Below are 22589 nucleotides of genomic sequence, written 5' to 3'. Positions count from 1 at the left end.
AGTCTGTACTGCTGCTGACAGTCAGAATCGGCTTTAGCGTCCCACCACCCCTTCAAGTTTAACCATACAAGCGGCCTAGCCGGAGCGCCGGACCGGCCGCGATGGGCCGCGCAGCGGACCCGGCAATGTAAACCGCGAAGCTGAACCATCGCACTGCCTACAGCTTCATCCTCGCAGCGCCTGTCAACCAGACCGCTATAGCGCCCACGGCGTCCACAACAGCGTGAACAGCCCCGCCGCTAAGCCGCCATTCGCCCCTTGGCCACCGCCTCGGACGCCGCCAACATGGCGCGCAGCAGCACGGCACACCCCGCCGCCAGATCCTCTGGCGTAGCGTTCTCGATTTCGTTATGGCTGATGCCGTTTTCGCACGGCACGAAGATCATGCCAGCGGGCCCGAGTTCAGCCAGGAAGATCGCGTCGTGCCCTGCCCCGCTGACGATATCCATGTGCGGCAACCCCAGCGCCTGGGCCGATTCACGTACCGCACCCACGCAGCCGTTGTCGAAATACAAGGCCGGAAAATCTGCGGTGGGCAACAGCTCATACGTCAGCCCATGCCGTTCGCAGGTCTGTTCGATCACGCTGCGGACCTCGGCAATCATTCCCTCCAACCGGTCGCCTTCGAGGTGACGCAAATCCAGGGTCATGCGCACCTCGCCTGGAATCACATTGCGCGAGCCAGGATAGGCTTGCAGGCAGCCCACCGTACCGCAGGCGTGCGGCTGGTGGCCCAGGGCGGCGCGGTTGACCGCCTCGACCACGGCAGCGGCGCCGACCAAGGCATCCTTGCGCAGGTGCATGGGTGTTGGCCCGGCATGGGCTTCCACCCCACGCAACGTCAGGTCGAACCATTTCTGGCCCAGGGCGCCGAGCACCACGCCGATGGTCTTGGCCTGGTCTTCCAGGATCGGGCCTTGTTCGATGTGGGCTTCGAAATACGCCCCCACCGGGTGGCCCGTCACCGCCCGGCTCCCGGCGTAGCCGATTTCATTCAGCGCTTCGCCCACGCTGATCCCTTGGGCATCGCGCTTTGCCAGCGTCTGCTCGAGACTGAACTTGCCGGCAAAGACCCCCGAGCCCATCATGCACGGCGCAAAGCGCGAGCCTTCCTCGTTGGTCCATACCACCACTTCCAGCGGTGCTTCGGTTTCAACGCCCAGGTCGTTGAGGGTGCGGATGACCTCCAGCCCAGCCATGACCCCATAGCAGCCATCGAACTTGCCACCGGTGGGCTGGGTGTCGATGTGGCTGCCCGTCATCACCGGCGGCAGCGCTGCGTTGCGCCCTGGCCGGCGGGCGAACAGATTACCCACTCCGTCGACCGTCACCGTGCACCCTGCCGCCTCGCACCACTGCACGAACAGGTCGCGGGCCTGTCGATCCAGATCGGTCAAGGCCAGGCGACACACGCCACCCTTGGGGGTGGCCCCCAGGCGCGCCAGGTCCATGAGCGATTGCCACAGGCGTGCGCTATCGACATGCCGGGCAGTCGATTGAAGAACGTCTTGAGCGCGGGTCATAGGTTTCTCCTCAGGCTTTTCTTGTCAGATGTGTAAGCCACGGCGCGGGCCTGCCCGCACTGCGACGAGCAGGTTACTCAAGGCAAAGGCTTGGCCATGCGCGCCGGGCTGCGGGCGGCCATGGCGGCGAAGACGTAATACAAGCCAGCGCCAAGCAGCGAGCCGGTGAACCAGCCATAGTCGTAGAACCAACTGAAGTGACTGTTGCCAATGGCCATTACTGTGAGCGCCACGGGCAACGCAAAGGCCGCAAAGCCCGGCCAGTGCCAGGCGGGATAGACGTCATCGCGGTACAGCCCGGCCAGGTCCAGGTGCTGACGCCGGACCAGGAAGTAGTCCACCACCATGATCCCGGCAATGGGACCCAGCAGGCTGGAATACCCCAGCAACCAGTTGGAATAGACGCTTTCAAGGCTGATGTCGGAAACGATCCAGCCCAGCTTCTTGAGCAGCTCGTGGCCCATCAGCGCCAGCCCGATGAAACCGGTCAGCCACACCGCCCGGCTGCGGCCAATCAAGCGCGGCGCAATGTTCTGGAAATCGTTGGTGGGCGAGACGATGTTGGCCGCCGTGTTGGTGGACAAGGTAGCGATCACGATCAAGGCCATGGCCAGCGCTACCCAGAAGGGGCTCTGAATCTTGCCGATCAGCGTAACCGGATCGGAAACGGTCTCGCCCACCAGCGAGGCCGAGGCCGCCGTCAACACCACACCCAGCGAGGCGAACAGGAACATGGTCAGGGGCAGGCCGAATATTTGCCCCAGAATCTGGTCCTTCTGGCTACGGGCATAACGACTGAAGTCCGGGATGTTCAGCGACAGGGTGGCCCAGAAGCCCACCATGGCAGTGAGCCCTGCGCAGAAGTAACCCACCACGCTGGCCCCTTGCGGACGCTTCGGTGGCTGGGCCAGCAGCTCGGTCATGGACATGTGCGGCAGCGCCCACACCAGCAGCCCGATACCCACCGACACCAGCAGAGGGGCTGACAGGGTTTCCAGCCACTTGATCGATTCGGCGCCGCGCAGCACCACCCACAGGTTCAGGCACCAGAAAATCACGAAACCGATCACCTCGCCGGTGCCGCCCAGGGCCTTCCAGCCCTCGAATACCGAGCCCAGGAACAGATGAATTGCCAGCCCACCGAACAGCGTCTGGATCCCGAACCAGCCGCAGGCGACCACCGCTCGCACCAGACAAGGCACGTTGGAACCCAGGATGCCGAAGGATGCACGCAGCAGCACCGGGAAGGGTATGCCGTACTTGGTGCCAGGAAAGGCGTTGAGCGTCAGTGGAATCAGCACAATGAGGTTGGCCAGCAAGATGGCCAGCAGCGCTTCACCTACGCTCAGGCCGAAATATGCCGTGAGAACCCCGCCCAGGGTGTAGGTAGGCACGCAGATGGACATGCCTACCCACAGGGCGGTGATGTGCCACCTGTTCCAGGTGCGCTGATGCACCTTGGTGGGAGCGATGTCGGGGTTGTAGCGCGGGCTGTCGAGCACGTCGGCGCCTTCGCACAGCTCTACCAGGCCGTTGCGATCAACCACGTGCGATCTGCTCTGTTGCATGGGGCCTTCTCCAGAATGTTGTTGTAGTTGTTCGCTCATCGGGGCGAGTCGATGGCCGGAGTACACACGCAGAATGTGGGTAGAAATTTCGACCAAATTTGGATCTTGTCAAGTTCGTCAGCATGATCCGAAACGCCTATGCTAGAGCCACCCTCAGTTTTATTTCCTTATTAATCAGCAAGTTAAAAACCACAAAATTCGTGTGATTTTTTTCTTGCTGAATCCAGAATCTGCATCTAGCCTCGAATCTTGTCAGCGATGACAGGATCTCTCTGCCACCCTGGCCTACACAATTCCAAGAACCGGCACAGACCGGTCAGCCTGCGAGGAAAACGGCATGTCCCTGTTGATCCGTGGCGCCACCGTGGTCACCCACGAAGAAAGCTTCAGCGCCGATGTCCTGTGTGCAAACGGCCTGATCCAGGCCATCGGCCAGGACCTCGACCCACCGGTCGGTTGCAAGGTGCTCGATGGCAGCGGCCAGTACCTGATGCCCGGCGGGATCGACCCGCATACCCACATGCAGCTGCCATTCATGGGCACCGTGGCCAGCGAGGACTTTTTCAGCGGCACCGCCGCCGGGCTGGCAGGCGGCACCACCTCCATCATCGATTTCGTGATCCCCAATCCCCAGCAGTCGCTGATGGAGGCGTTTCACACCTGGCGCGGATGGGCACAGAAGAGCGCCAGCGATTACGGCTTTCACGTGGCCATCACCTGGTGGAGCGACCAGGTAGCCGAGGAAATGGGTGAGCTGGTTGCCCACCATGGGGTGAACAGTTTCAAGCACTTCATGGCCTACAAGAACGCGATCATGGCCGCTGACGACACCCTGGTCGCCAGCTTCGAGCGCTGCCTGCAACTGGGCGCCGTGCCCACGGTGCACGCCGAAAACGGCGAGCTGGTGGATCACCTTCAACGCAAGTTGCTGGCCCAGGGCATGACAGGGCCCGAGGCGCATCCGTTGTCACGTCCGCCCCAGGTCGAGGGCGAAGCGGCCAGCCGCGCCATCCGTATCGCAGAAACCCTCGGTACGCCGTTGTACCTGGTGCATGTCTCCAGCCGCGAGGCGCTGGATGAGATTGCCTACGCTCGCGGCAAGGGGCAGCCGGTCTACGGCGAGGTCTTGCCTGGCCACCTGCTGCTGGACGACAGCGTCTACCGCGACCCGGACTGGGCCACGGCAGCAGGCTATGTGATGAGCCCGCCCTTCCGACCGCGTGAACACCAAGAGGCGCTGTGGCGCGGCCTGCAGTCGGGCAACCTGCACACCACCGCCACCGACCATTGCTGTTTCTGCGCTGAGCAGAAGGCCATGGGACGCGACAACTTCAGCCGCATTCCCAATGGTACGGCCGGTATCGAGGACCGCATGGCGGTGTTGTGGGATGCCGGTGTGAACACAGGTCGCCTGTCGATGCACGAATTCGTCGCCGTCACGTCCACCAACACGGCGAAGATCTTCAACCTGTTCCCACGCAAAGGCGCCATTCGTGTCGGCGCCGACGCCGACCTGGTGCTGTGGGACCCACAGGGCACGCGCACTTTATCGGCCAAGACCCATCACCAGCAGGTGGACTTCAACATCTTCGAAGGCCGTACCGTGCGCGGCGTGCCCAGCCACACCATCAGCCAGGGAAAGGTGGTGTGGGCCGACGGTGATTTGCGCGCCGAAGTCGGTGCCGGACGGTATGTCGAACGCCCGGCCTACCCGTCGGTGTACGAACTGCTCGAGCGTCGGGCCGACCACCATCGGCCCATCCCCGTGCCCCGCTAGCCGCTGACACTGATCGACCGGCTTTCATTGCAAGACTGACTCGTCAGGCCAACCCGTGCCTGGGGCACGGCGTGCCGGTGAGCGGGGCCGCCTGCGCCCCACCCTTTCAAGCCCACGACAAGAAAGAGAGGCTACCACCGTGATCGACGCACTGAACCATTTGCCGCGCCCTAGGGCCGGTAGCGACCAGTTGGCCGAGCATTTCAGCGACCTGGTCCCACCACTGACCGCGCGCCAGGCCGCCGTGGAGAGCGCGCGCTGTCTGTACTGCTACGATGCCCCATGCATCAACGCCTGCCCCAGCGACATCGACATTCCGTCCTTCATCCACCGCATCAGTGATGAAAACCTGCAAGGTGCTGCCGAACGGATTCTGTCGGCCAACATCCTGGGTGGCAGTTGCGCCCGTGTCTGCCCGACCGAAATCCTTTGCGAACAGGCCTGCGTGCGCAACAACGCGCAGGAATGCGCGCCGGTGCTGATTGGTCAATTGCAGCGCTATGCCCTGGACAATGCCCAGTTCAGCGGGCATCCCTTCCAGCGCTCTGTGGCGACCGGCAAGCGCATCGCCGTGGTCGGTGCCGGCCCGGCGGGCTTGTCCTGCGCACATCGCCTGGCCATGCACGGGCACGATGTAGTGATCTTCGAAGCCAGTGAAAAACCGGGCGGCCTGAACGAGTACGGTATCGCCCGCTACAAGCTGGTGGATGATTTCGCCCAGCGTGAAGTGGCGTTTTTGCTGGGCATCGGTGGTATCGAGATCCGCTACAACCAGCGCCTGGGCAGCAACCTGAGGCTCGGTGACTTGCGGGACCAGTACGATGCCGTGTTTCTCGGCCTTGGGCTCAGTGCCGTGCGGCAACTGGGCCTGCCCGATGAGCAGGTGCCGGGCCTGCTGGCTGCAACCGACTACATCCGCGAGCTGCGCCAGGCGGATGACCTCAGCCGCTTGCCTTTGGCCGACCGCTGCCTGGTGATCGGCGCCGGCAACACGGCGATCGACATGGCCGTGCAGATGAGCCGCCTGGGGGCACGCGACGTCAACCTGGTGTATCGCCGTGGGGCGCCCGACATGGGCGCCACGGGCCACGAGCAAGCCATCGCCAAGGCCAACCAGGTGCGCCTGCATACCTGGGCGCGCCCCGACGCCGTACTGCTGAGCGACGATGGCAACGTGCGCGGCATGCGCTTCGCGCGCACGGCGATGGTGGACGGTCGCCTGGGTGATACCGGGGAAACCTTCGAGCTGGCTGCCGACGCGATCTTCAAGGCCATCGGGCAGTGCTTGGAAGACCAAAGCCTGGCTGACCCAGTCGCCGCGCAGCTGGCCCGCGATGGGGAGCGCATCCACGTCGATGAGTGCATGCAGACCAGCTTACCGGGCGTGTATGCCGGCGGTGACTGCACCGCCCTGGGCCAGGACCTCACCGTGCAGGCCGTACAACATGGCAAGGTGGCGGCCCAGGCCATCCATGCCCAACTCATGCTCAATGTGGAGGCCGCGTAAATGGCTGACTTGTCTATCGTCTTCGCCGGCATTCGCGCCCCCAACCCCTTCTGGCTGGCCTCCGCCCCGCCCACCGACAAAGCCTACAACGTGGTACGCGCCTTCGAAGCGGGCTGGGGTGGCGTGGTCTGGAAAACCCTGGGGGAAGACCCTGCAGCGGTGAACGTCTCGTCGCGTTATTCGGCGCACTTTGGCGCCAACCGCCTGGTTCAGGGCATCAACAACATCGAGTTGATCACCGATCGGTCATTGGAGATCAACTTGCGGGAGATCACCCAGGTCAAGAAGGATTGGCCGGACCGGGCACTGATCGTATCGCTGATGGTGCCGTGCGAGGAGGCATCGTGGAAATTCATCCTGCCGCTGGTCGAGGCCACCGGGGCCGATGGCATCGAGCTGAACTTCGGCTGCCCCCACGGGATGCCCGAGCGTGGCATGGGGGCGGCGGTGGGCCAGGTGCCTGAGTATGTGGAGATGGTCACGCGCTGGTGCAAGACCTACTGCTCGCTGCCAGTGATCGTCAAGCTCACCCCCAACATCACCGACATTCGCCAGTCGGCCCGAGCCGCGCACCGGGGCGGCGCCGATGCGGTGTCGCTGATCAACACCATCAACTCCATCACCAGCGTGGACCTGGACCGCATGGTGGCCCACCCGATTGTCGGCGACCAGAGCACGCACGGGGGTTACTGCGGCTCGGCCGTCAAACCCATCGCGCTGAACATGGTCGCGGAAATCGCCCGCGACCCCGCCACCCAGGGCTTGCCGATCTGCGGGATCGGCGGTATTGGCAATTGGCGTGACGCTGCCGAGTTCATTGCCCTTGGCAGCGGCGCGGTGCAAGTCTGTACGGCCGCCATGCTGCATGGCTTTCGCATCGTCGAGGATATGAAGGACGGCCTGGCACGTTGGATGGATCAGCATGGGCATGCCCGTCTTGAGGACTTCCGAGGCCAGGCGGTCGGCCACACCACCGACTGGAAGTACCTGGACATCAACTACAAGTCCATCGCGCACATCGATCAGCATGCTTGCATTGGTTGCGGCCGGTGCCATATCGCCTGCGAGGACACCTCGCACCAGGCCATCGCCAGCACGGTGAAGGCCGACGGGACCCATGCCTATAGCGTGATCGAGGAAGAATGCGTGGGCTGCAACCTGTGCCAGATCACCTGCCCCGTGGAAGACTGTATCGAGATGGTTGCGCAGGACACTGGCAAGCCGTACCTGAACTGGACGCAGGACCCGCGTAACCCCTATCGGGAGGCTGGCTGAGGCTGGGAGTGTGAATGCAGGCGCAGTTTCGCCAGGCGCCGGAGCCGTCGCGGTGGGGCGCACATGGGCCTTGATGATTGGGATTCAGGGCGGAAATCGTGGGGCCGCTGCGCGGCCCATCGCGGCACAAGGGCCGCTCCTACAAGGGGTAGCTGCAGCGCAACGTTCGATTTCCAAAATTCGAGAAGGCATCCGCTTTCTATCAGATCTGGAGGCTATCGAATCCAGTGTAGGAACGGCCTAGTGCCGCGATGGGCCGCGCAGCGGCCCCACGATTTCAGCCCTGCGTGGTAGTTCGCTCAAGGCTCCAACCCAATGCCCCTCAGGATTACGCTGGTCACCGTCTGCACGGCGCTTTCGAAATCCCGGTCGGACAGCGGCTCGCCGTCGTTGAGCAAGGCCACCTGGTACCCGAAGTCGGCATAATGCTGGGTCGATGCCCAGATCATGTACAGCAGCGCCGACGGCTGCACTGGCAGAATGCGCCCCTGCTCCACCCAGCGGCGGATCTTGGCTTCCTTGAGTCTGGCCCAGGGCACCAGGCTTTCATCCAGGTTGGCCCTGAGCACCGGCGCACCGTGCAGCATCTCCTCGGCCCAGATTTTCGAGCCCAGCGGCCGTGAACGGGAGTGTGCCATCTTCGCGCGTATGTAGCTGGTCAACACGACGCGGGGGTCATCGAAGTGCTCGAAACTCAGGGCATCTTGTTTCCAGACTTCGAGCAAGTCCTGCAATACCGCACGAAACAGGTCGTCCTTGGTCTTGAAATAGTAATGAAGGTTCGAGCGCGGCAGCTGCGCCTGCTCGGCGATGTCGCCCATGGACGTGGCAGCGAAGCCCTTTTCGGCGAACACACGCTCGGCGGCTTGCAGAATCCTCTCGATGTTGCGACGACGGATTTCAATCTTGTGGTTGGCCATCAGGCGTCGGCCGTCCACACGGCCAACTCGAAGCCATCCGGATCGGTGAAATGAAAACGGCGACCGCCCGGAAACGCGAACACTGCCCGGCTGACAGTGCCGCCCGCTGCCTCCACGCGGCGCTGGGTGGCTTGCAAGTCATCTGCATAGAGAATGATCAAGGGCCCTCCTGGTCGCACGGGCTCACCCGTGGTGAAACCGCCCGTCAGCCGACCATCGCTGAACTCAGTGTAGGCTGGCCCGTAATCGGTGAACGTCCAGCCGAACACCGCTGCGTAGAATGCTTTGCTGCGCGCGATGTCGCTAACATTGAACTCGATATTATCGATCTGCCGATCCCTACCGCGAATGCCCATGAACGCTCCGTGCTCTCGGAAATGTCCCGTAGTCTACTCCGCTTGCGCAGCGAAACCATCAGCCGGCGCAAGCGCCGGCTGCCAAGCTTCAGGCACTGGCGCGCACACGCGCAGGGCACTGCGCCCGGTGCAGGTTGAGCGCGGTATTGATGATGCCGATGTGACTGAACGCCTGCGGGAAGTTGCCCAGCATGCGCTTGCCTACCGGGTCGTACTGCTCGGCCAATAGGCCCACATCGTTGCACAGGTCTGTCAGCCGCTGATACAGCGCATGCGCTTCGTCCTGGCGTCCCAGCAGCACGTACACGTCGGCCAGCCAGAAGGAGCACACCAGGAACGTACCCTCGCCTGCCGTCAGGCCATCGGTACAGCTGTCGGTGTCGTAGCGCAGCAACAGGCCGTTGTGCAGCAGGCGTTTTTCGATCTGGGCCAGGGTGCGCAGAAAGCGCGGGTCATGGGCCGGCAGAAAGCCGGTCAGCGCGATGTGCAGCAGGCTGGCATCCATCTCTGAAGAACCGTAGGCCTGCACAAAGTGCTGGCCCTGGGCATCGAGGCCCTGCTCGCACACCTCGCGGCGGATCTGATCGGCGACCTGCCGGTAGTGAAGGCCCCGTTCACGATCCTCCTCGGTGGTGTCGGCAAGCCCTGCAGCACGGTCGAACGCCACCCAGGCCATGACCTTGGAGTGCACGAAGTGCTGCCGACCACCGCGCACTTCCCAGATGCCTTCATCAGGTTCACGCCAGATGCTTTCCAGGTACGGCATGATCACTCGGCTAATGGCGGCGCTGCGCGGGTGCCTGGGCAGACCGCCGCGGATGGCCTGGCTCATGGCGTCGGCCAGCTCACCGTAAATGTCCAGCTGTGTTTGCGCGGCGGCTGCGTTGCCCACCCGCACCGGCTGGGAGTGCTCGTAACCGGCCAGCCAGGGCAAGGTGTATTCCTGAAGATCGCGCTCACCGGCCAGGCCGTACATGATCTGCATCTGCTCCGGGTTGCCCGCCACTGAACGCAACAGCCATTCGCGCCAGGCCTGGGCTTCTTCGAAGTAGCCCAGGTTCATGAAGGCCAGCAAGGTCATGGTGGCGTCGCGCAGCCAGCAAAAGCGGTAGTCCCAGTTACGCTCACCGCCCACGCGCTCGGGCAACGAAGTCGTCACTGCCGCCACGATCCCGCCCGTGGGGGCATAGGTCATGGCCTTGAGTACCAGCAACGAGCGCCGCACCAGGGCCGTGTACGGCCCCACGTCGGGGCACTTGGCTGCGAAGGCCTGCCACTGATCCACGGTGGCCTTGAGGCAGGCATCGATGTCCTGTTCGGCGGGCACCGGCAGGTGGGACGGGTGATGACGCAAGCTGAACACGTGCCGCTCGCCCTCGCCTACCCGCACACGCGCCACCGTGTGGTGATCGCGGGCATGGGGCGCCACGGTCGAGGACAGGATCAAGCGGTCCGGGCCTGCCACCGCGCTGAGGGTCAGTGGGTCGAGTCGCTCCACCCAAGGGACGCTGCGCCCGTAGTCAAAGCGCATCACCAGGTCCATTTCGAACGTGGTCTGCCCCGAAAGGCCTTCGACGATGCGCACCACTGCGTTCTCGTCACCCAAGGGCATGAAATCCAGCACCCGCGCCTTTCCCGAGGCCGTGACCCAGACGGTTTCAAGCACCAGCGTGTCGTCCAGGTAGCGCCGGGTGCGTTCTATCACAGGGTCCGAAGGCGCCAGGCGCCAACGGCCATTTTCCTCGTTGCCCAGCAAGGCCGCGAACACCGCTGGCGCATCGAAACGCGGCAGGCACAGCCAGTCGAGCGAGCCATCACTGCTGACCAGGGCTGCGCTGCGGCAATTGCCCAACAGGGCATAATCTTCAATATGGGCAGGCATCGAGACTCCAGAAATTCAGTGCGTCACTTGTGCCGGACCCGCCTTCGCGAAGAGGCCCGGCATCACGCGATCGGATCAAAACGGTGCGCTATCAACCCAGCCGGTGCCACTCGCGCTTGTCCCGAGCCAGCAGTTCGTCGCCTGCCTGCGGGCCATCCTGGCCGGCCTCATAGTCGTGCACTTGCCCGCCTTCGGCCCAGGCATCGAGAAACGGCTGGACGGCGCGCCAGCCGTTCTCGATGTTGTCGGCGCGCTGGAACAAGGTCTGGTCGCCCGTCAGGCAGTCGTAGATCAAGGTCTCGTAGCCGGTGGCCGGGGTCATCTTGAAAAAATCCTTGTAGGCAAACCCAAGCTCTACATTCTCCATCACAAGCTCCGGCCCTGGCCGTTTGGCCTGCAGGTCGAACCACATGCCTTCATTGGGCTGGATCTGAATCTTCAGGTAATTGGGCTTGGGCCTTTGCAGCGCGGACTCACGGAACTGGGCGTACGGCGCCGGCTTGAAGCAGATGGCGATTTCCGTATCGCGCACGCTCATGCGCTTTCCGGTGCGCAGGTAAAAGGGCACACCGGCCCAGCGCCAGTTATCGATCATGATCTTCATGGCCACGAACGTTTCGGTCTGGCTGTCAGGCTCCACCTTGGTTTCCTGACGGTATCCCGGCACGTTCTTCCCATCTAGGGTGCCGGCTACGTACTGGCCCCGAACCGAGTTCTTCAACGCCATCTTGGTCGACCACGGGCGGATCGCGCCGATCACCTTCGCCTTCTCCCCGCGAACCGCGTCAGCGGCAAACGCCGCAGGCGGCTCCATGGCCACCATCGCCAGCAGCTGGAACAGATGATTGGGCACCATGTCACGCATTGCACCGGTGCTGTCATAGAACGCACCGCGGGTTTCGACCCCTACGGTTTCAGCGGCGGTGATCTGCACATGGTCGATGTAGTGATTGTTCCAGAACGACTCGAACAGCCCATTGGAGAAACGGCTGACCAGGATGTTCTGGACGGTCTCCTTGCCCAGGAAATGGTCGATCCGGTAGATCTGACGCTCGCCCATCACGTTCAGCAAACAAGCGTTGAGCGCCTCGGCGCTGGCAAGGTCGTGGCCGAACGGCTTCTCGATGACCACCCGGCGAAACCCGCCGCCCGACTCGTCCAGCAACCCGGCTTCGCCGAGGCGCTTGGCGACCTCGGGGAAGAAACGTGGGGAGGTCGCCAGGTAGAAAATGGCGTTGCCATGGCTGGTCTTGTCGATGCGCTTGGCAATAGCCTCATAAGTCGCAGCGTCGAGAAAGTCCCCGGTCTGGTAGTCCAGGCGCTTGGCAAGGCTGGCCCAGAGCTTTTCGTCCAGGTTCGCCGGGGCACCCTCGCCGCCTTTGTCGCGCTCGGCCATGAACGCGTGCAAACGTTCAGCAAATGCCTCGGCGCTGACCGCGTTATGGTCGACACCCACGATGCGCAGGTCTTTATCGAGCAGGCCGTCGCGGCTGAGGTTGTAGAGCGCGGGCATCAGCAGGCGCTTGACCAGGTCACCATTGGCGCCGAACAGGAACAACGTGCAGGGTGGAGCAGCAGGCGTTGCCGGTTTTTTGCTCATTCAGGTTTCTTCTCGACGTGTCCACCGAACCCAAGGCGCATGGCCGAGAGAATCTTGTCGCCATAAGTGCCTTGTTGCTGGCGCGAACGAAAACGCGCGAACAGTGCACTGGACAGCACCGGAACCGGCACCGCCTGCTCGACGGCCGCATCGATGGTCCAGCGCCCTTCCCCGCTATCGGACACCGAGCCGCTGAACTGAGCCAACTGCGGGTCGGCCACCAGCGCGTCGGCGGTCAGGTCCAGCAGCCAGGACGTGACCACGCTGCCACGGCGCCACACTTCAGCGATCTCGGCCACGTTCAGGTCAAAGCGCTGGTCCTCAGGCAGCTCGGCACCGCCTTTGCTGCGCAGCAGGTCGAAGCCTTCGGCGTAAGCCTGCATCAAGCCGTATTCGATACCGTTGTGCACCATCTTCACGTAATGCCCAGCGCCCGGCGGGCCGGCGTGGATATAGCCATGCTCGGCGCGCTGGTGTTCACCGGTGCGCCCGTGGGTGCGTGGGATATCCCCGACACCGGGGGCGAGCGCTGCAAACAGTGGCTCAAGACGTTCGAACACGTCCTTTTCCCCGCCGATCATCATGCAGTACCCACGTTCGAGCCCCCATACACCGCCGGAGGTGCCCACATCCAGGTAGTGAAGCCCACGCTGCGACAGTTCAGCAGCGCGGCGCATATCGTCTTTGTAGAAGGTGTTGCCGCCGTCGATGATCGAGTCGCCAGGTTCCAGCAAGTCAGCCAGCTGGGCAATGGTCTGCTCGGTAGGCGCCCCAGCGGGAAGCATGACCCAGACAGCACGAGGCACCTGGAGTTTCTCGACCAGTGCGGCCAAGTCAGCCGCCCCCACGCTGCCTTCGCCCTCAAGGGCGGTGATAGCTTGTGCGTTGCGATCGTGCACCACCGTGTGATGGCCGGCGAGCATAAGCCGCCTTGCAATGTTGCCGCCCATGCGGCCCAGCCCGACAATTCCCAATTGCATGAGCAGGTGCTCCCCTTCTGGAATGAGTGACGACGTTTCGCCTTTCAGGTTAGTCCAGTGGACTGCATGAGGGTTCAGCGACGGGCGGTATGTTCATGTTCGCTCGCTGGGGCCAAAGCTCCTTTCTCTCTGCTCGTTTCGGTGCGCCAGAGGCATTCAGTAGCGCTGGATCGATCAGAGCGCTGTCATGCAGCACCGACCGCACCATTAAGGTGCAAGGCCCTGGGCAAAGCGCCACTCGTCGCCTAGCGATAGTGTGCGTTCAACGCGTTCGGCGTACGCGGCGGGCGGATGCCAACGTTTGCGTCTAGCACGCGGGCCGCCTGGAATGACCGTTCGGTCACATTTGTAATATTTCTCTCCTACACTCAGGTTCCGGCCCGCCATTTGCTCATTGGAAGAGCAACGGAAAAAAAGTCGAACTTTAAGGAAAGCCGGCAGGTCAGGAACTAAGCAGGCCAGATGAAATGGGTTATTCCCACGCACGGCCCGCCCACCCCAACCAGTCCACTCGCCTTTTGGCCGGAATGCCGAATGCGCTGTGCCTGTGCGCACGACTCGGGGGCAAGGATTGCAATACGCAGAATTCGCAAAGAGAGAATCAACACGAAAGACCGCCGCGGTTTATCAGTGCCCGGCCAAGCTTAGGGACGGAGAGAAACAATGATCAGTGCCGCTGTCGCGACTCAAGTAGCTACCTTTACCTCGGAACATCGCGAACCGCTCATCCCGGAGCTCGCCAAGACAGGCAAGGCACCTGGCGCCCAGCGCCAGAACAACCCGAACAAACGCAAGATCCTTTTCGTCACCTCGGAAATCGCTGACCTGGTGAAGACCGGTGGCTTGGGCGACGTCTCCGCTGCGCTGCCTCGCGCGCTGGCGCACCTGCACGACGTGCGTGTGCTGATCCCGGGCTACCCACAGGTCGTTGAAAGCGACAACCCCATCCACATCGTCGGCGAGCTGGGCGGCCACGCGGCCTTGCCACCTTGCAAGATTGGCCGGATGGACTTGCCCGACGGCCTGGTGATCTACGTGTTGATCTGCCCGGAGCTCTACCAGCGACCCGGCACGCCCTACGCAGCAGAAAACGGTCGCGACTGGCCGGACAACCATATCCGTTTCGCCCGCCTGGGCCTGGCGGCTGCAGAAATCGCAGCCGGTGAAGGCATGATCCACTGGAAACCGGAGATGGTGCATGCCCATGACTGGCCAGCGGGCCTGGCCCCTGCGTACATGCACTGGCGCGGCTTGAGTACGCCGACCCTGTTCACCATTCACAACTTGGCGTATCAAGGCGTCTACAGCCGTGGCTGCAGCCCGGAGCTGGCCATCCCCGACCATGCCATGCAGCAGGAAGGCATGGAGTTCTACGGCAAGCTCTCCTTCCTGAAAGCTGGCCTGGCCTACTCCAGCCACATCACCACGGTCAGTGCCACCTACGCCCAGGAAATCACCACGCCCGAATTCGGCTGCGGCCTGGACGGTTTCCTGGCCAGCAAGGCGCAACAAGGGCTGTTGGGCGGCATTCCCAACGGTATCGACGAAAGCTGGGATGCAGCTACCGACAAGCACCTGCAGCACAATTTCAGCATCAACGACTGGGAGGGCAAGGCGCGTAATGCCCAGGCGGTGCGCGAGCTGTTCCAGCTCGACCCTTCCGAGGGGCCGCTGTTCGCCGTGGTCTCGCGCCTGGTCTACCAGAAAGGCCTGGACCTGACCCTGGGCGTTGCCGAGTACATCGTCGAGCAAGGCGGCCAAATTGCAATCATCGGCCGTGGCGAGCCCGAGGAAGAGCAGGCCATGCGCGAACTGGCCCTGCGTCATCCTGGCCGTGTTGGTGTGCGCATCGGCTTCAACGAAACCGATGCACGCCGCATGTTCGCCGGCAGCGACTTCCTGTTGATGCCTTCGCGCTACGAGCCCTGTGGCCTGAGCCAGATGTACGCCCAGCGTTTCGGCTCGCTGCCCGTTGCGCGCAAGACCGGCGGGCTGGCTGACACCATCGAGAACGGCGTTACAGGTTTCCTGTTCGACGAATCGACGGTGGAAAGCTACCGCGAGGCGCTCAGCCGGGCGTTCTACATCTACCAGAAAAAAGACCTGCTCAATGCCATGCGCTGCCTGTCCATGACCCAGCCATTCAACTGGTGCCAGGCAGTGGAACCCTACGCACGCCTGTACGAAGACCTGGTCAAGCAAGCCCAGCTGGCTCATTACTGAAGAGAGGTCGAAGATGCAAAGGCATGGCGCACACTTTGAGGACGCCACGTCGGCGCGCTTCGCCCTCTGGGCACCCGACGCGCGCAGCGTGAGTGTGGAATTGCAGCACCAGGACGCCGTCGCCCTCGCCCCCGAGGCCGATGGCTGGTTCACCGGCACCGCCCCTGCCAAGCCAGGGGACTTGTACCGCTACTGCATCAATGGCGAGCTTCGTGTCGCCGACCCTGCCTCGCGCTTCCAACCCGAAGGCGTTCATGGCCCCAGCCAGGTCGTGGACCTGGCCGGTTACGCCTGGCAGCATCCCTGGCAAGGCCGCCCCTGGCACGAGGCGGTGATCCAGGAGCTGCATGTGGGCGTCCTGGGTGGCTATGAAGGTGTGGCGAGCCATTTGCAACGTATCGCCTCGACCGGCATCACCGCCATCGAACTGATGCCGATCAGCCAATTCCCAGGTACCCGCAACTGGGGCTACGACGGCGTGCTGCCTTATGCAGCGCAGCACAACTATGGCACCCCCGAGCAACTGTGCAGCCTGGTGGACCAGGCACACGGCCACGGGCTGATGGTGATGCTCGATGTGGTCTACAACCACTTCGGCCCTGATGGCAACTTCCTGCATGAATACGCCAGTTCGTTCTTCCGAGAAGACCGCCACACCCCCTGGGGCGCCGCCATCGACTTCCGGCGGCCTGAAGTGCGCGAATTCTTCATCCAGAACGCGCTGATGTGGATATGCGACTACCGCATCGATGGCCTGCGACTCGATGCGGTGCATGCCATCAACCAGCCAGACTTCCTCAAGGAGTTGGCCCAGCGTGTGCGTGGGGCCGTCGAGCCGGGTCGACACGTCTGGTTGGTGCTGGAAAACGAACACAACCAAGCTTTCTTGCTCGAACAAGGCTTCGACGCGCAGTGGAACGATGATGGCCACAACGCGCTGCACGTGTTGCTGACCGATGAAACCGAGGGTTACTACGAAGACTACAAGGATGACCCGATCGGCAAGCTGGCGCGCTGCCTTGGCGAGGGCTTCGTGTTCCAGGGCCAGCCCAACCGCCACGGCGAACCACGCGGCGAACCCAGCGGCCACCTGCCGCCCAGCGCCTTCGTGCTGTTTTTGCAGAACCACGATCAGATCGGCAACCGCGCCATGGGCGAGCGCCTGACCCGGCTGACGTCGCCTGCGGCCCTGCGCGCAGCAACCGGGCTGTTGCTGCTAAGCCCCATGATTCCCTTGCTGTTCATGGGCGATGACGACGGTAGCCGTGCACCCTTCCTGTTCTTCACCGACTTCCATGATGAGCTCGCCGATGCGGTGCGCGAAGGCCGGCGCGGTGAGTTCGAACATTTTGCCGCCTTTGCCGACCCCGAAAAGCGCGCGCGTATACCCGACCCCAACGCCGAGCAGACGTTCCACGCCTCCAGGCCTGATCCGCAGGATGTGATTGCCGGCTGGCATGGGCTGTACCAGCAGCTGCTCACTGCGCGCCGTCAGCACCTTGTCCCACGCCTGCCCGGTACCCGCCCCCTGGGCGCCGAGGTGTTGGCTGACAAGGCACTGACTGCACGCTGGCAGCTGGGCGATGGCAGCACATTGCGCATCGACCTGAACCTGGGCGACCAGTCTCTGCACCTGGAGGCTGCGCCTGCCGGCAGCTGCCTTTTCGACAGCGGCGACAAGGCGCACGCCGGCTCGACGCTTTCGCCCTACAGCTGCGTGGTCACCCTGCTACCCCCAGACCAGGAGATGCAATGAGCGATTCCCTGCTTCACCGGCTCGCTCAGCGCGCGGGCCTTGCCCGCGACTGGGTGGATGCCAACAACAAACCGCAACAAGTGACCGATGAGGTACTGCGCAAACTGCTCGAAGCCCTTGGCCATAGGGCTAGCGACGAGGCGCAATTGCAGGACAGCCTGTCCAGGCTCGAACGCAGCGACGACGCACAACACGTTCCGCCGCTGCTCACTGCCGACCAGGGCAAGCCGCTCGACCTCTCGCGGTATTTCCCAGGGCAGGCCGGCGTGCGCGGCCAGTTGGAAGATGGCAGTCACATCGACTTACAGCTTGATGCTCAGGCCCACCTGCCAGGTGATTTGCCGGTCGGCTATCACCAACTGGAGGTGGCCCAGCACCGCTTTACGCTCGCCGTCGCCCCGTCCAGTTGCCCGTCGTTGCATGCTCTGGTCGAGGCGGCACCCGCACGCTGCTGGGGCTTGTCGGCGCAGCTCTACAGCCTGCGCCGCCCCGGCGATGGGGGTTACGGCGACTGCATGGCCCTGGAGCAACTGGTGCGCAGCGCCGCTGAACGGGGCGCCGATGCAGTGGCGATCAGCCCTATCCATGCCTTGTCGGCCTTCGATCAGCAGCACTATAGCCCCTACTCGCCATCGAGCAGGCTGCTGCTCAATACGCTTTACGCAAGCCCGGCGGCCATCCTGGGTGAGCGCACCGTGCGCCTGGCTATCGAGGCCTGCCACCTGGAGCAGACCCTGACCTCGCTCGAGCAAGAGCCTTTGGTGGACTGGCCGCGCGCAGCCGATGCCCGGTACAAGCTGCTGGATGCGCTTTACCAGCACTTCAGCCAAGGCGATCACCCGCAACGCGCCGATTTCGAAAACTATCGCCAGGCCGCAGGCGAGGCGCTGGAGCACCATTGCCGTTTTGAGGTGCTGCAAGCCGAGGCGGTCGACAAAGGCCATGGCGCTGATTGGCGCAATTGGCCAGAGGCGTGGCGCGACCCATTTGGGACCGAAGTCCGCGCCTTGGCCGAAAGCTACCCGGCCAGGGTGGAGTTTCACGCGTTCTGCCAATGGCTGACCGAGCGCAGCCTGCAGCGCGCCCAGGAGGCGGCCAAAGGCAGCGGCATGGTAGTGGGGCTGATTGCCGACCTTGCCGTTGGCGCCGATGGCGCTGGCAGCCAGGCCTGGAGCCGCCAGGACGAACTGCTGGCCAACCTTACCGTTGGCGCGCCGCCTGACATCCTCAATCGCTCGGGCCAGGACTGGGGCATCTGCGGGTTCTCGCCCGAAGGGCTCAAGCGCAACGGCTACCGCGCGTTCATCGAGATGCTGCGTGCGAACCTTGCCCACGCCGGTGGCCTGCGCATCGACCATGTGATGGGTTTGCAACGGCTCTGGCTGATCCCGCGCGGCTGCAAACCCAATGAAGGCGCCTACCTGTACTACCCGCTCGAAGACATGCTGCGCTTGCTGGCGCTCGAAGCCAGCCGCCACGGTGCAATCATCCTGGGTGAAGACCTGGGCACGGTACCGGACGGTCTACGCGAGGCCTTGGCGCAGAAAAACATCCTGGGCATGCGCGTGCTGCCCTTCGAGCAGGCCTCCCCAGGCCAATTCACCCCCCAGCTACAGTGGCCCGACGACGCCTTGGCGACCACCGGCACCCATGACCTGGCGACCGTGGCAGGTTGGCTGAAAAACCGCGACGTCGAATGGAGCCGGCGCCTGGGCTTGATTGATGAATCCACCGAGCAGCAATGGCGCGATGACCGCCGCAAAGAACACGACGGCTTGCGCCGCACGCTTGAAACCCACTATGGCCCGCTGAAGGACGACACTGCCGTGATCGATGCCGCGATTGGTTATGTAGGCCACACCAAAGCTCCGCTGGTGCTGGTCCCGCTTGAAGACCTGCTGGGTCTGGAAGAACAGCCGAACATGCCCGGCACCACCGAAGGGCATCCCAACTGGCGCCGCCGCTTTACCGAGGCGGCAAGCCACATGCTTGACGACAAGGATGCCGCACGGCGCCTGGAAGTGCTGGCGCAAGCGCGCGAGCAGGCGTGGGAGCGCGACCGATGAAACCGCTTACCGCGACCCTGCGCCTGCAGTTCCACAGCGACTTTACCCTGGACCATGCCCTGCCGCTGGTGCCGTACTTTTCTCAACTGGGCATCAGCCACCTGTACGCCTCGCCGATCCTCAAGGCCCGCGCAGGTTCGCGCCACGGCTACGACGTCGTCGATCCCACCCAGGTCAACCCGGAACTGGGCGGCGAAGCGGCGCTCGAGCGCCTGGTCAAAGCGCTGCGCCAGCACGGCATGGGCCTGATCGTGGACACCGTGTCCAACCACATGGCCGTTGGCGGGGCTGACAACCCCTGGTGGCAGAGCCTGCTGGCCTGGGGGCGCCGCAGCCCGTATGCGGAGTTCTTCGATATCCAGTGGCACTCCACCGACCCGCTGCTCGCTGGCCAATTGCTGTTGCCGTTCCTGGGCAGCGATTACGGTGTAGCGCTGAAGGAAGGCCAGATCCCCCTGGAATTCGACGCCGACCAGGGAGTATTGCAAATCGCTCACTATGAGCACCGCTTCCCGATCTGCCCGGTCGATTACGGCTGGGTGCTGGCGCTCAGCGCTGACCCGACCCTGACCAGCCTGGCCGAGCAATTCACTGCACTCGGCGAGTCCGCCACCCCGCTTGACGATGCCGCGCCGCTGCAAGCCGAACTAGCCCGTCGGGTGCACGAAGGCGCCGACCTGGCCTCGGCCCTGGTGGCATTCGACAGCCGCAGCGAGGCCGGCTTCAAGCGCCTTCACCTGCTGCTGGAGCGTCAGACCTATCGCCTGGCCAGCTGGCGCACCGCTGCCGACGACATCAACTGGCGGCGCTTTTTCGACATCAACGAGCTGGGCGGTTTGCGGGTCGAGCGCCCGGTGGTGTTCGAAGCCACCCACGCCAAGCTGTTCGAGTTGATTGAACGCGGCCTGGTCGATGGCCTGCGCATTGACCACATCGACGGCCTGGCAGACCCACGCGGTTATTGCCGCAAGCTGCGCCGACGCGTGGACAGCCTGATGGCCAGCCGCCCACTGGACGCTGGCGTAGAGCACTTCCCCATCTACGTCGAGAAGATCCTGGGCGTCGATGAGCATCTGCACCGCGACTGGCTCACCGATGGCACCACCGGCTACGAGTTCATGAACCAGGTCTCACTGCTGCAGCACGACCCGGCCGGTGAGGCCCCGCTGACCGAACTGTGGTCGACGGTCAGCGAACGCCCGCCATTTACCGAAGAAGTACGCCTGGCGCGCCATCTGGTGCTCAACGCAAGCCTTGCAGGTGACTGCGAGTCGGTGGCGCAAGCCCTGCTGCAGGTTGCGCGCAACGACCTGATGACCCGCGATTTATCCTTGGGTGCCATTCGTCGCGCCCTGCAGGCACTGGTCGCGCACTACCCGGTTTACCGCACCTACTTCAATGCGTGCGGCCGCCCGGCCGAGGATGAGGCATTCTTCCAGCAGGCCCTGGCCGATGCGCGCCAGGACCTGAGCGAGGCCGACTGGCCCTTGCTCGAGCAACTGGAAAAATGGTTGGGCGGCGAAGGTTGGCGCCAACTGCCACCTGGCCGTACCCGCAAGCAACTGCGCCACGCCTGCGTACGCTTCCAGCAGCTGACGGCCCCCAGCGCGGCCAAGGCCGTCGAAGACACCGCGTTCTACCGCAGCGCAAGGTTGCTCTCGCGCAACGATGTGGGCTTTGAGGCCGAACGCTTCAGCGCTCCGCTGGAGCACTTCCACAACGAGGCTCAGCGACGCCTGCGGGACTTCCCGGATAACCTGCTGGCCACCGCCACCCATGACCACAAGCGCGGTGAAGACACGCGCGCCCGCCTGGCTGTGCTGAGCGAGCGCGGCCCCTGGCTGGCCAGCCGCATGGCGCACTGGCGCGAGCTGGCAGCGCCTTTGCGCACACCGCTCGAGGATGGGCTGGCGCCGAGCCCTGGTGATGAAATGCTGCTGCTCCAGACCCTGTTGGGCACCTGGCCCTTGGGCCTGGCCGTCGATGACGCCCAAGGCCTTGAGCAATACGCCGAGCGTGTCGGTCAGTGGCAACAGAAAGCGCTGCGCGAGGCCAAGCTGCGCAGCAGTTGGAACGCCCCCAACGACGCCTACGAAAAGGGCTGTGCTCGCTATCTCGAAGGCCTACTGCTGAAGGCCGATGCCCTGCCCCTGCGCACCTCCATTGCCGAGGCGGCGCAGCTGATCAGTTGCCCGGGTGCGCTCAACAGCCTGGTGCAGGCGTTCATGCGCATGACCGTGCCAGGGGTGCCTGATCTGTATCAGGGTAACGAATACTGGGACTTCAGCCTGGTGGACCCAGACAACCGCCGGCCCGTCGACTATCCCGCTCGACGCAGCACCTTGGCAGAGGCCGCGCCGCTCGACGTGTTGTTGAGCCACTGGCACGACGGCCGGGTGAAGCAGGCGCTGGTGGCCCGCGTGCTTGACTGCCGCATGGCCAACCCGGAGCTGTTCCGCCGGGGCAGTTACCTGCCGTTGACCGTCAAGGGGCGCCATGCCGACAAGGTCGTCGCCTTCGCCCGCCTGGGCGACTCACAACGCGCCGTGATCGTCGCGCCTCGCTTGGCCAGCGGTCTGCTGGGCGCGGCACAGAGCCCTCAAGTACCCCCACAGAACTGGGAAGATACCCGGGTCATATTGCCGTTCGACTTCTCACCTGCCAATTCGACTGGACTTTTCGGTGGGGCCGTTGTCAGCCCTGTAAGAGAGTTGATGGTTTGTGCTGTGCTGTCGGACTTTCCAGTCAATCTGTTGATCGAAGATAACTAGCATTCAGGAGCGTCATATGAGTGTCGATGATAAACGCATTCGCGAGTTTGCCTACCAGATCTGGGAGTCGGAAGGTAAGCCACACGGCGAGGAAGAACGTCACTGGGACATGGCCCGCAAATTGGCAGAAGCCGAAGCCAAAGCCCCCGGGGCCAAAGCCAAGGCCCCCGCCAAGCCAAAGGCGCCTGCCAAACCCAAGACCGCTGCTGCACCCAAGCCGCCAGCTGACCCTAAAGTCGCTGCATTGCCAGGGGTGAAGCCTGCGGCTTCGAAGAAGCCACGCGCACCGAAAAAGCCGACCGCTAGCTGAACCATCCACGGCCCTGCCGTCTTCAGCGCCGCACTGGCACCGAACACCTCGGTTGCCAGGCCTGATGACGACAGG

The 22589-nt window shown here is 63.6% G+C and carries 15 protein-coding genes; 8 read left to right on the top strand and 7 right to left on the bottom strand.

The genetic code is table 11. From position 1 onward, the window contains the following. Positions 1–239 precede the first annotated feature (239 nt). Positions 240–1523 carry a Zn-dependent hydrolase gene (locus FS767_RS15925; protein ID WP_144966793.1) on the bottom strand — a complete coding sequence of 428 codons (1284 nt, stop codon included), beginning with the start codon at positions 1521–1523 and terminating at the stop codon, positions 240–242. A gap of 77 nt (positions 1524–1600) precedes the next feature. Further along, entirely contained in the window at positions 1601–3091 is a 1491-nt protein-coding gene (locus FS767_RS15920) for an NCS1 family nucleobase:cation symporter-1 (RefSeq protein WP_144966791.1), read from the bottom strand. Between the two features lie 337 nt (positions 3092–3428). On the opposite strand from FS767_RS15920, the gene hydA reads away from it, so the two are divergent. The 3 genes from hydA to preA all read left to right on the top strand — a co-directional run bounded on the left by hydA (position 3429) and on the right by preA (position 7650). Next, positions 3429–4868, top strand: a complete 1440-nt coding sequence (hydA, locus tag FS767_RS15915; protein WP_144966789.1) for a dihydropyrimidinase — start codon at positions 3429–3431, stop codon at positions 4866–4868. Positions 4869–5007: 139 nt separating this feature from the next. After that, a complete protein-coding gene (locus FS767_RS15910) occupies positions 5008–6375 on the top strand; it encodes an NAD(P)-dependent oxidoreductase (protein WP_144966787.1) in 1368 nt (455 codons plus the stop codon). Beyond that, complete coding sequence (gene preA, locus FS767_RS15905) at positions 6376–7650, top strand: NAD-dependent dihydropyrimidine dehydrogenase subunit PreA (protein ID WP_144966785.1); 1275 nt, start codon at positions 6376–6378, stop codon at positions 7648–7650. Positions 7651–7949: 299 nt separating this feature from the next. Here preA and FS767_RS15900 read toward each other — a convergent pair whose 3' ends face one another. The 5 genes from FS767_RS15900 to gnd form a co-directional block, all read right to left on the bottom strand. After that, positions 7950–8570: a TetR/AcrR family transcriptional regulator gene (locus FS767_RS15900; RefSeq protein ID WP_144966783.1), complete on the bottom strand. Its 621-nt coding sequence runs from the start codon at positions 8568–8570 to the stop codon at positions 7950–7952. After that, entirely contained in the window at positions 8570–8926 is a 357-nt protein-coding gene (locus FS767_RS15895) for a VOC family protein (protein WP_144966781.1), read from the bottom strand. Before FS767_RS15895 ends, FS767_RS15900 begins: the two co-directional genes overlap by 1 nt. A gap of 88 nt (positions 8927–9014) precedes the next feature. Then, the gene (locus FS767_RS15890; protein ID WP_144966779.1) at positions 9015–10808 is read right to left on the bottom strand and encodes a glycoside hydrolase family 15 protein; all 1794 of its coding nucleotides are present in this window, start codon (positions 10806–10808) and stop codon (positions 9015–9017) included. A gap of 91 nt (positions 10809–10899) precedes the next feature. Then, positions 10900–12408, bottom strand: a complete 1509-nt coding sequence (zwf, locus tag FS767_RS15885; RefSeq protein ID WP_144966777.1) for a glucose-6-phosphate dehydrogenase — start codon at positions 12406–12408, stop codon at positions 10900–10902. Next, positions 12405–13388, bottom strand: a complete 984-nt coding sequence (gene gnd / locus FS767_RS15880; protein WP_144966775.1) for a phosphogluconate dehydrogenase (NAD(+)-dependent, decarboxylating) — start codon at positions 13386–13388, stop codon at positions 12405–12407. The genes zwf and gnd overlap by 4 nt, the downstream gene beginning before the upstream one ends. Before the next feature lie 663 nt (positions 13389–14051). Between gnd and glgA the strand changes: the two genes are divergently transcribed. Genes glgA through FS767_RS15855 form a run of 5 tightly spaced genes read left to right on the top strand, consistent with a single transcriptional unit; the run spans position 14052 to position 22514 of the window. Continuing rightward, complete coding sequence (gene glgA, locus FS767_RS15875) at positions 14052–15611, top strand: glycogen synthase GlgA (RefSeq protein ID WP_027916213.1); 1560 nt, start codon at positions 14052–14054, stop codon at positions 15609–15611. A 13-nt stretch (positions 15612–15624) separates the two neighbouring features. Next, on the top strand, positions 15625–17367 hold the full coding sequence (gene treZ / locus FS767_RS15870; protein WP_144966772.1) for a malto-oligosyltrehalose trehalohydrolase: 1743 nt from the start codon (positions 15625–15627) through the stop codon (positions 17365–17367). Then, on the top strand, positions 17364–19433 hold the full coding sequence (malQ, locus tag FS767_RS15865) for a 4-alpha-glucanotransferase (RefSeq protein ID WP_144966770.1): 2070 nt from the start codon (positions 17364–17366) through the stop codon (positions 19431–19433). The genes treZ and malQ overlap by 4 nt, the downstream gene beginning before the upstream one ends. Beyond that, positions 19430–22204, top strand: coding sequence for a malto-oligosyltrehalose synthase (locus tag FS767_RS15860; protein WP_144966768.1), 2775 nt, complete (start codon positions 19430–19432; stop codon positions 22202–22204). The genes malQ and FS767_RS15860 overlap by 4 nt, the downstream gene beginning before the upstream one ends. Before the next feature lie 16 nt (positions 22205–22220). After that, complete coding sequence (locus tag FS767_RS15855) at positions 22221–22514, top strand: DUF2934 domain-containing protein (protein WP_144966766.1); 294 nt, start codon at positions 22221–22223, stop codon at positions 22512–22514. Positions 22515–22589 lie beyond the last annotated feature (75 nt).

The organism is Pseudomonas sp. DE0010 (assembly GCF_007680745.1).
Taxonomy (GTDB): Bacteria; Pseudomonadota; Gammaproteobacteria; order Pseudomonadales; family Pseudomonadaceae; genus Aquipseudomonas; species Aquipseudomonas parafulva_B.
This window is presented reverse-complemented; position numbering and strand designations above follow the sequence as displayed.